Consider the following 14688-nt stretch of genomic DNA (forward strand, 5'->3'; position numbering starts at 1 on the left):
GTCAGCCGAGCGACCATGGTGGGCATGTCCGGTCCCCATGTCATCCGCGGCTCCGTCTCGCTTCCCGAGGCCGAGCTCATGTGGCGTTTCTCGCGGTCGTCCGGGCCGGGCGGGCAACACGTCAACACCACCGACACGTCCGTGGAGCTCCGCTTCGACCTCGCGCGCACCGAGGCGCTGCCCGAGGTGTGGAAGCGGCGGGCGCTCCAGCGGCTGGCCGGACGGCTGGTCGACGGGGTCGTCACCGTCCGCGCCTCCGAGCACCGCTCCCAGTGGCGCAACCGCGAGACCGCCGCCGTACGCCTGGCGGCGCTCCTCGCCGAGGCCAGCGCGCCCCCGCCCGCGCCCCGCAGGCCGACCCGCATCCCGCGCGGCATCAACGAACGCCGGCTCCGGGAGAAGAAGCAGCGCTCGCAGACGAAGAGGGGCCGGACGGGGCGGGACTGGGGCTGAGCACCCCGGCCCGTCACAGCACACCCACGGTCAGCCCAACTGCCGGTACCGCCCCCGGAAATACGCCAGCGGCCCCCCGTCCGCGCTCGGTACGGACGCCGTCAGGACGCGGCCGATCACCAGGGTGTGGTCGCCGGCCGATACGCGCTGTTCCGTGCGGCACTCCAGGGTGGCGAGGGCGCCGCCCACCAGGGGAGCGCCGGTGGCCGCGCCGCGGACGTACGGGATGTCCTCGAAGAGCAGGCGGTCGCTGATGCGGCCCTTCATGGCGAAGCGGCCGGCGATGTGCCGTTGGCTCTCGGAGAGGACGGAGACGGCCCACAGGGGCTGTTCGTCGAGCAGGTCGTCCATGCGGGAGCCCTCGCGGAGGCTGACCAGCACCAGGGGCGGGTCCAGTGAGACCGACATGAACGACGTCGCCGTCATGCCGACGTCCTCGCTGGTCGGCGCCTGGGGATCGTCCGGGTCGAGTGACGCCTCCCGCGCGGTCACCAGGACCACGCCCGCGGCCAGTCGGGACAGGGCGGCGCGGAATTCGTCGTTGCTCACCCCCTCAGCATGCCCGGGCGCGGGGAGGGCGGGGGACGTGACAGCGGGAGTGTTCGGCACGCCGGGAACGCTAATCTCCGGTCCGCGCGCGCCGCATCGGGCCCCGGACGGAGGCCGGACCTAGGACTCTGGGCCGAGGCACGCGTGTACGGTCTGGTTGCGGGCTGTCTACGATCCGCGCCGGCTGCGGCGTCTCCACATCCGTTCCATCCAATCCACCCGTTCCATCCGCCCCACATCCGTACAAAGTTTGCGTTCAGTAAACGCACAGGGAAAACGCAGAAACCCCACTCAATTGTTCATCTTTAGCTGTGACTTGAGTCACAAGAGGTACTAATTGTTGACCCTGTGTACCGAGTGGGCAGCGCGCTGTGATTCAGTGGCGGGAAGCTGCTAGGACGATACGCCGATGAGAACCCTTGATTCGCTGCGAGGTCTCGGGGGGAGGGCGAGCGATGGAGACCGAGTCGGAACCCTACGTCCGTCTTGCGTCCCTGCGACAGTTGCACCAGGTCATGGCCGATATGAACACGGCCCGTAGCCTGGCGGACACACTACAGACAGTCTCCGACGGCGTGGTCCAGGCCCTCGGGTACGAACTCGCGTGCGTCAATCTCGTACGCCCCGACGGCGACCTCGTGGTCGCCGCCTTCTCCGGCAACGCCGCCGCCGAGGCACTGATCACCGGCCGAGTCGGCTCCCGCGAGTCCTGGGACCGCCGCCTGGGCATGGGCGAGCACTGGGGCGGCGGCCTCATCTACATACCCCACACCGAGGGCTGGGTCCTCGACGACGACGACGTACCGCAGTGGTACACCGACGGCCCCGCGCCCCGCTTCGAGGACGAATGGCATCCCTCGGACCGGCTCTTCGCGCCGATGTACGCGCCCGGCCCGCCCGGCGGCGTGAGCGGCGAGCTGATCGGCGTGCTCTCCGTGGACCGGCCGCGCAACGGCCGCCGGCCCGGTGCCTGGGGGCGGGAAGCGCTCCAGATGTACGCCTTTCAGGCCGCCATCGCGATCAGCAACGCGCGGCTTCGCGCCAACATGCAGCGCGCACTGGTCAGGCTCGAAAGGGACCAGCAGGCCCTGCGCGCCAGTGAGGAAAGCTTCCGGCAGGCCTTCGAGTACGCCCCCTCCGGCATGGCCATCGCCGAGATGGGCGGCGACCAGCACGGCCGGATCCTGCGCACCAACGACGCCCTGTGCCGGCTGCTGGGCCGCCCCGCCTCCGCGATGCGCCGCTACTCCTTCTCCGACCTGGTCCACCCCGAGGACATAGGCACGCTGCTGCGCACCTCGGCGGAAGGCGGTCGGGCCGAGCTGCGCCTCGGCCGCCGCGACGGCAGCTACGTCTGGGTGTCCCTGCGGAACTCCGTCGTCGCCGACGCCGCCGACGGGCCCCGCTTCCTCCTCACCCACGTCGAGGACATCGAGGAGCGCAAGCGCCGCGAGCTCCAGCTCGCCCACCGCGCCTCCCACGACTCGCTCACCGGCCTGCCGAACTCGGCCGAACTGCGCTCCCGCCTCTCCGCGCGCCTGTGCCAGCAGCGTCCCGCCCACGCGGGCGCCCTCGAAACCGTCGACGCGGCCTACGGCCACTCCGCCGTCGTCGAGACGAACGGCCAGGGCTTCGACTTCCGGTCGGGCACGCAGGCGTACGACGCCTACGACCACCATGTGCACACCGTCGCTCCTGAGGGTGACCTCGACGACGGCGCCAAGGGGCTCGCGGTTCTCTTCTGCGACCTCGACGGCTTCAAGTCGATCAACGACCGGTTCGGGCACAACGCCGGGGACGCGGTCCTCATCGAGGTCGCGCGGCGGCTGTCCGGGGGCGTGCGCGACGGCGACACGGTGGCCCGGCTCGGCGGCGACGAGTTCGTCGTGCTGGCCGACGGACTCGGCCGGGCCGACGCCCAGGACCTCGCCGTACGTCTGCGCAACGAGATCATCCAGCCGATCCGGGTCGACGGACGGGCCGTGCGAGTCGGCGCCAGTTTCGGCATCGGCTGGGCGCACTGCGGGATGACGGCGGACGAGGTGTTGAAATCCGCTGACGAGCGGATGTACGTCGAGAAACGATCGCGTCCCAAACAACACAGACGCGCGGGGTAACCCCCAGGTCAGCGAGCCGATGCGATCCGAGTCACCCGTTTGGGCCGTCAGGAGCGGGTAGGCTCGCCCTTCTCACCACCCCATCGCATCTGTACCGCACCTGCTGAGGAGACCAAGGGATGACGTCCGGCAACAACGAGGCGACCACGCCCGAGGACGACGACCCGTTCGGCTATCTCTACGCGGACGGGCAGGCCAACGGGGCCCAGCCGCCGTCCGGTGGCGGTTACGGCTACCCGAACTCCGTCAACCGGGTGCGGGCGGTCGGCCAGCGGCAGTACGGGCAGGGGCAGCAGCAGGCGCCGGCCGGCGCTCCGCCCGGCCAGGTCCCGCCGCAGCAGGGTGGCTACGCCCAGCCGAACGCCCACTACGCCGCGCCCGAGACCTTCCCGGGCGGCGGCGGCCCCACCACCCAGCAGCAGTCGTACGGCGGCAACGGCGGCGGGCGCGGCCAGGGCCCCAACACCAAGGGCCTGCTGATCGGCGCGATCGCGGTGGTCGCGGCGGTCGTGATCGGCATCGGCGTGGCGATGATGAACGGCAGCGGCGACGACAACGCGAGCGACAACGAGGCGTCCAGCGGGCCGACGACCTCGCAGAGCTCGGAGCCGAGCCCGTCGAACAGCAACAGCGCGGCGAGCGAGGAAGACCTGCCGACCATCGACGCGAAGGCTCTGCTGCTCGGCGGCGGCTCCACCACCGCGTCCGACGTCAAGGGCGCCAAGGCAGACGGCGGTTTCTACGTCACCGGTTTCAACAAGGTCGGCGCCTCGGTCACCTGGACCGTCAAGAACATTCCCGAGGGCGGCAAGTACTCCGTGTACGTCGGCTACAGCGTCCCCGGCAAGGACGCCAACGCCACCCTGACGGTCAACGACAAGGTCTCCACCTCGCCGGTCGACCTGAAGAACTACGCGGGTGCCGGCGAGGGCGACTACGAGAAGGGCTGGACGCGCACCTACAACTACGTCGAGCTCAACAAGGGCACCAACACGATCAAGGTCTCCTGCGAGCAGGGCAACCAGTGCGACGCCCTCCTCGACCAGATGTGGCTGGTCAAGGGCTGGGTCAAGTCCTGATCACGCCGCGCTGACGTCCCCCGTCACCGCCACCCGCCCCACCAGCTCCTCGTACGCCCCCCGGTCGAACTCCCCCGCCACCGGCGCCAGCACCGTAGCCGCCGACAGTGCGACCGCCCGGGCGAGTCGGTCCGGCCACGGCAGGCGCTCCACCAATCCCGACAGCAGGCCCGCGACCGTCGAGTCGCCGGCGCCCGTGGGGTTGCCGTGGACACTGGCGGGCGGGGTGGCGCGCCAGCGGCCCTCTGAGGTCGCCGCGAGGAGGCCCTCGGCGCCCAGTGAGGCGACGACGGCCCGGGCGCCTCGGCGGCGGGCGTCCTGCGTGGCGCGTACCGGCTCGTGGGAGCCGGTCAGTTCAGCCAGTTCGTCGGCGTTCGGTTTGACGATGTCCGGGCGGGCCGCCACACCGCGCCGCAGCGGCTCACCGCTGGTGTCCAGCAGTACGGGCACCCCCGCCGCCTTCGCCGTACGGATCAGCCCCGCGTACGCCCCCACCGGCACCCCCGGCGGCAGGCTGCCGCACAGGGCCACCGCCGATGCCGACGCGATCAGGTCGTCGTACGCCTCCTGGAAGGCGGACCACTCGGCCGGCGTGACCGTCGGGCCGGGCTCGTTGAGCTGGGTCGTGTCGCCGGTCCGGTCGTCCACGACGGCGATGGTGCGCCGGGTCGAGCCGTCGACCGGGACCAGTGCGTCCACCACCTCCGGCGTGCCCGTGAGGTGCTCCTGTACGGCCCGCCCGGTGGCGCCGCCCGTGAAGCCGGTGACCGTGACCTCGTGCCCGAGGGCCGCGAGTACGCGGGCCACGTTCAGGCCCTTGCCGCCCGGCCGCTCCGCCACGTCCGTGACGCGGTGGGAGGCGTGCGGGCGCAGGGACCGTACGCGGTAGGTGATGTCGAGAGCGGTGTTCAGCGTGACCGTGAGGATCAACGGGCCGACCTCCCCCGAGTTGGTGCGTGGCGCGCCGGCCGTCTGTCTGACTGACCGTCCGGAGGGGTGATCATGCCAAACGGACGGCGGTCCTCCCAGTCTCGCAGGACAACCGCCGTCCTCAACAGACGGACAGATCACCCCAGTTGGGGATCGACCACCCATTCTCCCCGGCGCATCACGCCCTTCAGCGCGAAGTCGGCGTCCAGCAGCACCAGGTCGGCGTCCTTGCCGGGCTCCAGGGAGCCGACGGTGTCGTCCATGCCCAGCAGCCGCGCCGGGTTGGCGGACAGGGCGGCCACCACGTCCTCCACCGGCAGGCCGTCGATCGTCACCGCCCGCTGGAACGCGCGGTCCAGGGTGAGCGTGGAGCCCGCGATCGAGCCGCCTTCCACGAGGCGTGCCACGCCGTCGGCCACCTCCACTTCCAGCGGGCCGAGCACATAACGGCCGTCGCCGAAGCCGGCCGCGTCCATCGCGTCCGTGATGAACGCCACCCGGTCCGCGCCCGCGTGATGGAACGCCAGCTGGAGCGAGGCGGGGTGCAGGTGCGTGCCGTCGTTGATCAGCTCGACCGTGATCCGCTCGTCCTCCAGGAGCGCGGCGATGGGGCCGGGCGCGCGGTGGCCGATCTGCGGCATGGCGTTGAAGAGGTGGGTCGCGACCGTCGCGCCCGCGTCGATCGCCGCCACCGTCTGCTCGTACGTCGCGTCCGTGTGCCCGATCGCCGCGATCACGCCGTGTTCCGCGAGCAGCCGTACGGAGTCGATGCCGCCGGGCAGCTCGGTGGCCAGCGTCACCATCTTCGCCTTGCCCCGCGCCGCGTCGATCAGCTTGCGCACCTCCGCCGGGTCCGGGTCGCGCAGCAGTTCCTCGGAGTGCGCGCCCTTGCGGCACGGCGAGATGAACGGCCCCTCGAAGTGGATCCCGGCGAGGTCGCCCTGCTCGGCCAGCTCGGACAGGAGGCCGGCCTGCTTGACCAGGATGTCCATGTCGTCGGTGACGGTGGAGGCGAGGAGGGTGGTGGTGCCGTGGGTGCGGTGGGTGTGGATGGCTTTTTGGGCGTCCTCGGCTGTGCCGGAGAAGGAGGAGCCGCCTCCGCCGTGGTTGTGGATGTCTACGAAGCCGGGGACCAGCCAGTGGCCTTCTGCGTTGATGACCTGGGCGTTTTCTGGGGCTGTGCCGGTGATGCGGGTGCCCTCGATGACCAGTTGGCCGTTCTTGACCGTTCCGGTGGGGAGGACTACGTGGGCGCCGGAGAGCGACAGGGGGGTTCTGGCCGTTGCGGGGTGCGGGTGCGTCGTGGCTTGTCGCGCCCCGCGGCGGAGCCGCATATCGGCGCTGTCCCGCGCCCCTGGGGGGGTTGCCATCAGGTCGCTACCTCCGTGCGGTTGGTTGAGTCGAGGAGATCCCAGGCCAGGAGGCCCGCACCGAGGCACCCCGCCGTGTCTCCCAGAGCCGCCGGGACGATGGACGGCAGTTTCTGGAAGGTGATGCGTTGGCGGACGGCGTCCCGTAGTGGTGTGAACAAGGTTTCTCCTGCCTCGGCGAGGCCGCCACCGATGATCAGGGTGCGTGGGTCCAGCAGGGTGAGGGCGGTGAGCAGGCCGTCGGCGAGTGCGTCGACGGCGTTCTGCCATACCCGTAGGGCGTTCGGGTCGCCGGATGTGACGGCCTTGGCGCAGTCCGCCGCGTCCGCCGCCGGGTCGCCCGAGGCCGCCGCCCATGCCTCGCTCACCGCCGCCGCCGACGCGTAGCGCTCCAGGCAGCCGCGCTGCCCGCACGGACAGGGGGCGCCCTGGGGCCGCACGACGATGTGGCCGATCTCGCCCGCGAAGCCGTGGGCGCCCGCCTCCACCCGGCCGCCGATGCCGATGGCGCCCGCGATGCCGGTGCCCAGCGGCACGAACAGGAAGCGGTCGGCGCCCTGGCCCGCGCCGATCCGGCCCTCCGCGAGGCCGCCGGTGCGGACGTCGTGGCCGAGGGCGACCGGGACGCCGCCGAGCCTCGCGGCGAGCAGTTCGCGCAGGGGTACGTCGCGCCAGCCGAGGTTGGCCGAGTAGGAGGCGATGCCCCGCTCCTCGTCGACGATGCCGGGGACGGCCACGCCGGCCGCGGCCGCGCTCTCGCCGAGGTGCTCGGCGCCGTACGCGCGCAGCTCGGCGGCGAAGTCGAGGATTGCCTCGACGACCGCGTCCGGCCCGCGCTCGCGCCCGGTGGCGCGGCGGGCCCGGTGCAGCAGCCTGCCCTCCGCTCCGACCAGGGCGGCCTTCATTCCGGTGCCGCCCACATCGAGGGCGATGACATGTCTCACGAGGGACAGTGTGGCCCGGGGACCCACGAGAGGTCTAGTCCACTCGTGGGGTGTAGACCTTGTTTCTCGGTAATATGTATGACCTTTCGATGCTCTCGATCACTGATGTGGGGCGGTTGACAGTGCAGCGGCGTAGGGCTTTAACGATCACGGCGGTGGCCGCCGCACTGGGCCTGACGGCGGTCCTGGGCGGCTGCGGAGCCACCGGTGGCTCCGGTGCTTCCGGCGGAGAGACGACGCTGAAGCTGGTCGCCGCCGATTACGGCGACAGCGCGTCGAACAGCTCGCAGAAGTACTGGGACGCGCTCGTCAAGGAGTACGAGTCCCAGCACTCCGGCGTGAAGATCGACGTGAGCGTCTACTCCTGGAACGACGTCGACCGCAAGGTCCAGGAGATGGTCGACGCCGGCAAGGCGCCCGACATGGCGCAGACCGGCTCGTACGCGGGCTACGCGGACAAGGGCCTCCTCTACTCGGCCGACGACTTGCTCTCCATCCCCGTCCAGGCCGACTTCGTCGCCCAGCTCGCGAGCGCGGGACAGGTCAAGGGCGTGCAGTACGGCATCCCCTTCGCCGCCTCCACGCGCGTGCTCTTCTACAACAAGAAGCTCTTCGCCGACGCCGGCCTGACCGCGCCGAAGACCTGGGACGAGCTGGCCGCGGACGCCGGGGCGCTGAAGGCGGACGGTGTGAAATACCCGTACGCGCTGCCCCTCGGGCCGGAGGAGGCGCAGGCCGAGACGATGCAGTGGCTGCTCAGCGGCGGGGGCGGCTACACCGAGACCCTCGGCACCTACTCCATCGACTCCAGGGAGAACGTCGACACCTTCAACTGGCTCAAGGACGAACTCGTCGGCAAGGGTCTGACCGGACCGGTCGCCCCCGGCAAGCTCAACCGGGCCGCCGCGTTCAGCGCGTTCACGAACGGTGACGTCGGCATGGTCAACGGGCATCCCTCGCTGATGAAGATGGCCGCGAAGAAGGGCGTGACGTTCGGCATGGTGCCGATGCCCGGGCCGGACGGTCAGAGCAAGGTCTCCATGGGCGTCGCCGACTGGATGACCGCCTTCAAGCAGAACGGCCATGCCGAGCAGATCGGCGACTTCCTCGACTTCGTGTACAGCGAGAAGAACGTGCTCGGCTTCTCCCGTGAGTACGACCTGCTGCCGGTGACCAACTCCGCCTCCGGCGTCATGAGCACGGCGAAGGAGGACGCGGACCTCAAGCCGTTCCTGGCCGAGCTGCCCGTCTCCGAGCTGTATCCCGTGGGGCAGACCTCCTGGGCCCGGGTCAGCGCGGACATCAAGCAGCGGATCGGGCAGGCCGTCGCCGCGAACGGCAGTCCGGCGGGGGTGCTGGGTCAGCTCCAGGCGACGGCTTATACGGCGCAGAGCTCGGAGTAGGGGACTGTCGGCGCTGTTAGCGTGCCGATATGGACCAGGAACTGGGGCGCAGGGAACAGGACATTCTCGCGTTGGAACGGCGTGGCTTCAGTGGGCCCGGGGCGAAGGAGCGGGCGATACGGGAGGAGCTGGGGTTGGCGCCTGTGCGGTATTACCAGTTGCTGAATGCTCTGCTGGATGACGAGCGGGCGTTGGCGTTTGATCCGGTTACGGTGAATCGGTTGCGGAGGGTGCGGGAGGTGCGGCGGGGGGAGCGGTGAAGTTACCCGGCGCCGGTGCTGGCGTTCCTGGGGGCTCCGCCCCCAGACCCCCGGCCTATGCCCACCCACCACCCGTCTCGGTGGGTTTAAAGTCCCACCTATGGGCAGCCATACGGACTCCACGGACCCGAACCACCCCACCCCCACCACCCCCGCCGGGTGCGACGGACTCAACGCCATCCTCGCGCGCCCTGCCAACGCGGTGATCGCGCTCGACTTCGACGGGACGCTCGCGCCCATCGTGGCGGACCCCGAGCAGGCCCGGGCGCACCCGGAAGCGGTGTCCGCGCTCGCCGCGCTCGCCCCGAAGGTCGCCGCCGTCGCGGTGGTCACCGGGCGCCCGGCCGGTGTCGCGGTGCGCAACGGCGGCTTCGCCGGCGTCCCCGGTCTGGAACACCTCGTCGTCCTCGGCCATTACGGCGCCGAACGCTGGGACGCCGTCTCCGGCACCGTCAACGCCCCCGCCCCGCACCCCGGCGTCGCCGCCGTCCGCGCCGAGCTGCCCGGCTTCCTCGACCGGATCGGCGCCTGGCAGGGCACCTGGATCGAGGAGAAGGGCCGGGCGGTCGCCGTGCACACCCGCCGGGCCACCGATCCGCAGGCCGCCTTCGAGGCCCTGCGCGCTCCCCTCACCGATCTGGCCGCCCGGCACGGACTGATCGTCGAACCCGGCCGGATGGTCCTGGAACTGCGGCCGCCCGGCATGGACAAGGGCGTCGCCCTGCTCGAATACGCCCGCGAGATCTCCGCCGAGTCCGTCCTCTACGCAGGCGACGACCTCGGCGACCTGCCCGCGTTCGCCGCCGTCGACAAACTCCGCTCCGACGGCACCCCGGGACTGCTGGTGTGCAGCGGCAGCGACGAGGTCACCGAGCTGAGGGAGCGCGCGGACCTCGTCGTCGACGGGCCCGCCGGCGTCGTAGGCCTACTGCGAGCGCTCGCGGATCAACTGAGCTGATCAGCTGGGCTGAACGTCCCTCAACGCCTGCAACTGCTCCAGGAACCACTGGGCCGGAGGCAGCGCGGTCGCGGCCACCGCCAGTCTCTTGGTGCGCTCCGCCCGTTCTCCCGGGCCCATGGTCAGCGCGTCATGCAGCGCGCGGGCCGTCTCCAGGATGTCGTAGGGGTTCACCACGAACGCTTCGTCGCCCAGCTCCCAGAACGCCCCCGCCTCCCGCGACAGCACCAGCGCGCAGCCCGCGTCGGAGACGACCGGCATCTCCTTCGCGACCAGGTTCATACCGTCCCGGATGGGGTTGACCAGGGCCACGTCGGCGAGGCGGTACGCGGCCAGGGAGCGGGCGAAGTCGTCCTTGAGGTGCAGCAGGACCGGGGTCCAGTCCGGAGTGCCGTACCGCTCGTTGATCTCCTCCGCAACGCGCTGCACCTCGACCATGTAGTCGCGGTAGACCGCCAGGTCCTGCCGCGACGGGTAGGCGAACGCCACGTGCACCACGCGCTCGCGCCACTCCGGGCGGGTGTCGAGCAGCTCCCGGTACGCCAGCAGGCCGCGCACGATGTTCTTCGACAGCTCGGTGCGGTCGACCCGGACGATCGCCTTGCGGGCGGCGCCTTCGGGGGCCGTGCCGATCTCCGCCCGCAGCGCCGTGATGCGCTCCTCGACGTCCGCCTCGTGGGAGCGGGCGCGCAGGAAGTCGGCGTCGGCGCCGAGGCCGTGCACGTCGACCAGGGTCTGCCACGGGCCCTCGGCGAACTTCGCGGCGCACGCGGTGAACGCGTCCGCCCAGCGCCGGGTGAGGAAGCCCAGCCGGTCCGCGGCGAGCATGCCGTGCAGCAGCTGGGAGCGGATGTCGTCGGGGAGCAGGGCGAAGTAGTCCACCGGCGCCCACGGCGTGTGCGAGAAGTGGCTGATCCTCAGGTCGGGGCGGAGCGCGCGGAGCATGCCCGGGACCAGGCACAGGTGGTAGTCCTGCACCAGCACCGCCGCCCCCTCGCCGGCCTCCTCGGCCAGCGCCTCGGCGAAGGCGCGGTTGTAGCTCTCGTACGACGCCCACTGCCGCCGGAACTCCGCGTCGAAGACCGGCTCCAGCGGGGTCTGGTAGATCATGTGGTGGACGAACCACAGCACGGAGTTGGCGATGCCGTTGTAGGCGTCGGCGTGCACATCCGCCGGGATGTCCAGCATCCGTACGCCGGCCTCGCCGACCCCGCGCCGCACCGCCTCCCGGTCGCCGTCGCCCAGCGCCGAGCACACCCACAGGGCGCCCGCGTCCGGCCCGATCGCCGAGAGGCCCGAGACCAGCCCGCCGCCACCCCGCTTGGCGTGGAGCGAGCCGTCCTCGCGCACCGCGTACGAAACCGGGCCGCGATTGGACGCGACGAGCACTTGAGCACTGCCGACACCGTGCGTGGAAGCCATACGCCACAACTTAGCCCGGCCCGGAAACGCTCAAACGTACGGGTGCCTTGTGTGAGCGGCCGTATACAGCCCGTGAGCAGGCGGAATACGGCCGCGTCACGCGTCCCTCAGGCCACCCTTCGCGCCCGTCAGGCCACCTTTCGCTCCGCGTACTCCGCGATGTCCACCATCGGCGGCCGCTCCTCCGTGTCCACGGAGTAGGTGCGCGGCTCGAAGCCGTCCTCGCTCCGCTCGAACTGGGTGATGGAGGGCCGGATCAGGTGCCCGCGGGCCAGCCGCAGCTGGGCCGTGCGGTAGATCGCGGCGGACATGCGGCCCAGCGCCTGCCCGTCCTGGTGGCGGTGCTTGCGCACCCCGATGTCGACCTGAGCCATCGCATCGAGGCCCACCAGGTGCAGGGCGTCGACCAGCATGCCCAGCTCCACCCCGTACCCGACCGGGAAGGGAAGCTGTTCCAGCAGCGAGCGGCGGGCCGCGTACTCGCCGCCGAGCGGCTGCACGAAACCGGCCAGCTGCGGCCAGTGCATGTTCAGCAGCGGGCGGGCCATCAGTTCGGTGACCCGGCCGCCCTGGCCCGCCGCACCGCGCAGCGGACGGTCGTACATCCCCTTGACCAGGTCGACCCCGGGGTCGGTGAGCAGCGGGCCCACGATCCCGGAGACGAAGTCCGAGGAGAACTCCTTCAGGTCCGCGTCGATGAAGCAGACGATGTCACCGCTGGTGACCAGAAGGGAGCGCCACAGGACCTCGCCCTTGCCGGGTACGGCCGGTAGGCGGGGCAGGATGTCGTCGCGGTGGACGACCCGGGCCCCCGCGGCGGCGGCCACTTCGGAGGTACGGTCGGTCGATCCCGAGTCGACGACGACGATCTCGTCGACGAGCGGGACCTGTTGCATGAGGTCGTGACGGATCACGGCGACGATGTCACCGACCGTCTCCTCTTCATTGAGCGCGGGCAGCACGACGCTGACCGATTGGCCCGAGGTACGTTTGGCGGCCAGGATCTTGTGGAGCGGGCGATCGGTCTTCGACCAGGAGCGGGTGCTCAGCCAACGCTCGACTTCGTTCAGCACAGTGCGCGGCTCCTCTGCGTTCTCTCGGCGAGCGTGTGATCCAAGGTCTCTGGCGGACGATGTGATCCATCTCGCGGTTCGGACGGCTATCTCAACTGTGCTGGCCTTCGGTTACAGTCTTGAACAACGCTGATGACCATCGCATGTCAGGGTCACCATTGCGTTTCAACGATCAACAACTTCATACCGCTCATCCAGAGGGGCAGAGGGATACGGCCCGATGAAGCCCCGGCAACCCTCCAGTCGGTTCTCGTCACCAGCGAGGCTCCCGACTAGGGAAGGTGCCAAATCCGTCTCACGGCGAAGTGCGTCGTGAGGAAGATGAGGAGAAAGGGCCTCGCCTCACATGGTTGCGCAGACAGTTGCAAGCACCACGGACACCTCCGCGAACTCCCCCGTCGACCTCGGCCCCGCCGCGGCGCTGAGCTGCCGCGAGTGCGGTCACCGAGTACCCCTCGGTCCGGTCTTCGCGTGCGAGGAGTGTTTCGGTCCGCTGGAAATCGCGTACGACTTCTCGGCCTACGACACCGAGGAGCTCCGGAAGCGGATCGAAGCGGGCCCCGCGAACATCTGGCGCTACGCGCCGCTGCTGCCCGTCCCCGCGGACGTGGCGACCAAGCCGAACATCAACCCCGGCTGGACCAAGCTCGTCAAGGCCGACAACCTCGCGCGCGAGCTGGGCGTCGACTCCGGCAAGCTCTTCATCAAGGACGACTCCGGCAACCCGACGCACTCCTTCAAGGACCGCGTGGTCGCCCAGGCCATCGAGGCCGCCCGCGCCTTCGACTTCACCACCCTCTCCTGCTCCTCCACGGGCAACCTCGCCGGTGCCGTCGGCGCCGCCGCCGCGCGGGCCGGCTTCCGCTCCTGTGTGTTCATCCCGCACGACCTGGAGCAGGGCAAGGTCGTCATGGCCGCGATCTACGGCGGCGAGCTCGTCGGCATCGAGGGCAACTACGACGACGTGAACCGCTTCTGCTCCGAGCTGATCGGCGACCCGGCCGGCGAGGGCTGGGGCTTCGTCAACGTCAACCTGCGGCCGTACTACGCCGAGGGCTCCAAGACGCTGGCGTACGAGATCTGCGAGCAGCTCGGCTGGCAGCTGCCCGACCAGCTGGTCATCCCGATCGCCTCCGGCTCGCAGCTCACGAAGATCGACAAGGGGCTGAAGGAGCTGATCGAGCTCGGGCTCGTCGAGGACAAGCCCTACAAGATCTTCGGCGCCCAGGCCGAGGGGTGCTCGCCGGTGTCCGTCGCCTTCAAGGCCGGCCACGACGTCGTCCGCCCGCAGAAGCCGAACACCATCGCCAAGTCGCTGGCCATCGGCAACCCGGCCGACGGGCCGTACGTGCTGGACATCGCGCGGCGGACCGGGGGTGCGGTGGAGGATGTGAACGACGAGCAGGTGGTTGACGCGATCAAGGTGCTGGCTCGGACTGAGGGGATTTTTGCTGAGACGGCGGGTGGGGTGACCGTTGGGGTGGCGAAGAAGCTTCTTGAGGCCGGGGCGCTGGATCCGACGTTGACGACCGTCGTGCTGAACACGGGCGACGGGCTCAAGACGTTGGATGCGGTGGCCGGGACTGGGCTTACCGCGACCATTCGTCCGAACCTGGAGTCGTTCCGGGAAGCCGGGCTCGCGTAAGGCCGTCTTTACACTGCGGGCCGGTGGGGGCTGGTCGCGCCCACGCGGCGGTAGCCGCAAATCAACACAGCCCCGCGCCCCTTAAGCCCATCACCTGACCGGAGGTCACATCGTGAGCGTCAAAGTCCGCATCCCCACCATTCTCCGCACCTACACGGGTGGCCAGGCCGAGGTGACCGCCGAGGGCGCCACCCTCGGCGAGGTCATCAGCGACCTGGAGAAGAACCACACCGGTATCGCCGCCCGGGTCCTGGACGATCAGGGCAAGTTGCGTCGGTTCGTCAACGTGTACGTCAACGATGACGATGTCCGGTTCGAGCAGGGTCTGGAGACCGTGACCCCGGACGGTGCGGGCGTCTCCATCATTCCGGCCGTCGCCGGCGGCTGACCGGGGCCGGTTGTTACCCTCGGTAATGCCGGTTACGAAGAGTTCATCGAATTGCCCCCTCCGTGAGAGAAGCGGAGGGGGCAATTCTGCATGGTTG

At 70.3% G+C, this 14688-nt stretch carries 14 protein-coding genes and 1 riboswitch; of the genes, 8 read left to right on the top strand and 6 right to left on the bottom strand.

The genetic code is table 11. The features are described from left to right. Positions 1 to 15: 15 nt before the first annotated feature. Positions 16 to 453: an alternative ribosome rescue aminoacyl-tRNA hydrolase ArfB gene (gene arfB, locus AB0I77_RS35690; RefSeq protein WP_363286934.1), complete on the top strand. Its 438-nt coding sequence runs from the start codon at positions 16 to 18 to the stop codon at positions 451 to 453. 30 nt (positions 454 to 483) lie between these two features. Here arfB and AB0I77_RS35695 read toward each other — a convergent pair whose 3' ends face one another. Further along, positions 484 to 1062, bottom strand: a complete 579-nt coding sequence (locus AB0I77_RS35695) for a flavin reductase family protein (protein WP_363286935.1) — start codon at positions 1060 to 1062, stop codon at positions 484 to 486. Between the two features lie 395 nt (positions 1063 to 1457). Here AB0I77_RS35695 and cdgB point away from each other — a divergent pair, with 395 nt between their 5' ends. Then, a complete protein-coding gene (cdgB, locus tag AB0I77_RS35700; RefSeq protein ID WP_363286936.1) occupies positions 1458 to 3119 on the top strand; it encodes a diguanylate cyclase CdgB in 1662 nt (553 codons plus the stop codon). 119 nt (positions 3120 to 3238) lie between these two features. Beyond that, on the top strand, positions 3239 to 4198 hold the full coding sequence (locus tag AB0I77_RS35705; protein ID WP_363286937.1) for a carbohydrate-binding protein: 960 nt from the start codon (positions 3239 to 3241) through the stop codon (positions 4196 to 4198). Here AB0I77_RS35705 and AB0I77_RS35710 read toward each other — a convergent pair whose 3' ends face one another. From AB0I77_RS35710 to AB0I77_RS35720, 3 genes are all read right to left on the bottom strand, one after another. Further along, entirely contained in the window at positions 4199 to 5128 is a 930-nt protein-coding gene (locus AB0I77_RS35710) for a 1-phosphofructokinase family hexose kinase (protein WP_363286938.1), read from the bottom strand. It lies immediately after the preceding gene. A 137-nt stretch (positions 5129 to 5265) separates the two neighbouring features. Beyond that, positions 5266 to 6462, bottom strand: coding sequence for an N-acetylglucosamine-6-phosphate deacetylase (gene nagA / locus AB0I77_RS35715; protein ID WP_363287005.1), 1197 nt, complete (start codon positions 6460 to 6462; stop codon positions 5266 to 5268). Positions 6463 to 6497: 35 nt separating this feature from the next. Continuing rightward, entirely contained in the window at positions 6498 to 7442 is a 945-nt protein-coding gene (locus AB0I77_RS35720; RefSeq protein ID WP_363286939.1) for an ROK family protein, read from the bottom strand. Positions 7443 to 7588: 146 nt separating this feature from the next. On the opposite strand from AB0I77_RS35720, the gene AB0I77_RS35725 reads away from it, so the two are divergent. From AB0I77_RS35725 to otsB, 3 genes are all read left to right on the top strand, one after another. Beyond that, the gene (locus AB0I77_RS35725; RefSeq protein WP_363287006.1) at positions 7589 to 8845 is read left to right on the top strand and encodes a sugar ABC transporter substrate-binding protein; all 1257 of its coding nucleotides are present in this window, start codon (positions 7589 to 7591) and stop codon (positions 8843 to 8845) included. Between the two features lie 29 nt (positions 8846 to 8874). Next, positions 8875 to 9105, top strand: coding sequence for a DUF3263 domain-containing protein (locus tag AB0I77_RS35730; protein WP_363286940.1), 231 nt, complete (start codon positions 8875 to 8877; stop codon positions 9103 to 9105). Positions 9106 to 9205: 100 nt separating this feature from the next. Further along, the gene (otsB, locus tag AB0I77_RS35735; protein ID WP_363286941.1) at positions 9206 to 10063 is read left to right on the top strand and encodes a trehalose-phosphatase; all 858 of its coding nucleotides are present in this window, start codon (positions 9206 to 9208) and stop codon (positions 10061 to 10063) included. Here the strand turns inward: otsB and AB0I77_RS35740 are convergent, their stop codons facing one another. Both AB0I77_RS35740 and AB0I77_RS35745 read right to left on the bottom strand, forming a co-directional pair. Beyond that, positions 10064 to 11485, bottom strand: coding sequence for a trehalose-6-phosphate synthase (locus AB0I77_RS35740; protein ID WP_363286942.1), 1422 nt, complete (start codon positions 11483 to 11485; stop codon positions 10064 to 10066). A 128-nt stretch (positions 11486 to 11613) separates the two neighbouring features. Next, a complete protein-coding gene (locus tag AB0I77_RS35745) occupies positions 11614 to 12558 on the bottom strand; it encodes a glucosyl-3-phosphoglycerate synthase (protein WP_363286943.1) in 945 nt (314 codons plus the stop codon). 187 nt (positions 12559 to 12745) lie between these two features. Next, a riboswitch (SAM riboswitch) is annotated at positions 12746 to 12886 on the top strand. Positions 12887 to 12904: 18 nt separating this feature from the next. Here AB0I77_RS35745 and thrC point away from each other — a divergent pair. Then, the gene (gene thrC / locus AB0I77_RS35750; RefSeq protein WP_363286944.1) at positions 12905 to 14203 is read left to right on the top strand and encodes a threonine synthase; all 1299 of its coding nucleotides are present in this window, start codon (positions 12905 to 12907) and stop codon (positions 14201 to 14203) included. Between the two features lie 112 nt (positions 14204 to 14315). Beyond that, positions 14316 to 14591: a MoaD/ThiS family protein gene (locus AB0I77_RS35755; RefSeq protein WP_363286945.1), complete on the top strand. Its 276-nt coding sequence runs from the start codon at positions 14316 to 14318 to the stop codon at positions 14589 to 14591. Positions 14592 to 14688: the final 97 nt, after the last annotated feature.

This window comes from Streptomyces sp. NPDC050619 (assembly GCF_040654815.1).
Classification (GTDB): domain Bacteria; phylum Actinomycetota; class Actinomycetes; order Streptomycetales; family Streptomycetaceae; genus Streptomyces.

Coding starts and splice junctions, on each gene's coding strand:
- AB0I77_RS35730 (WP_363286940.1), top strand. CDS start 8,875: ATGGACCAGGAACTGGGGCGCAGGGAACAGGACATTCTCGCGTTGGAA.
- AB0I77_RS35740 (WP_363286942.1), bottom strand. CDS start 11,485: ATGGCTTCCACGCACGGTGTCGGCAGTGCTCAAGTGCTCGTCGCGTCC.
- cdgB (WP_363286936.1), top strand. CDS start 1,458: ATGGAGACCGAGTCGGAACCCTACGTCCGTCTTGCGTCCCTGCGACAG.
- thrC (WP_363286944.1), top strand. CDS start 12,905: ATGGTTGCGCAGACAGTTGCAAGCACCACGGACACCTCCGCGAACTCC.
- nagA (WP_363287005.1), bottom strand. CDS start 6,462: ATGCGGCTCCGCCGCGGGGCGCGACAAGCCACGACGCACCCGCACCCC.
- AB0I77_RS35705 (WP_363286937.1), top strand. CDS start 3,239: ATGACGTCCGGCAACAACGAGGCGACCACGCCCGAGGACGACGACCCG.
- otsB (WP_363286941.1), top strand. CDS start 9,206: ATGGGCAGCCATACGGACTCCACGGACCCGAACCACCCCACCCCCACC.
- arfB (WP_363286934.1), top strand. CDS start 16: ATGGTGGGCATGTCCGGTCCCCATGTCATCCGCGGCTCCGTCTCGCTT.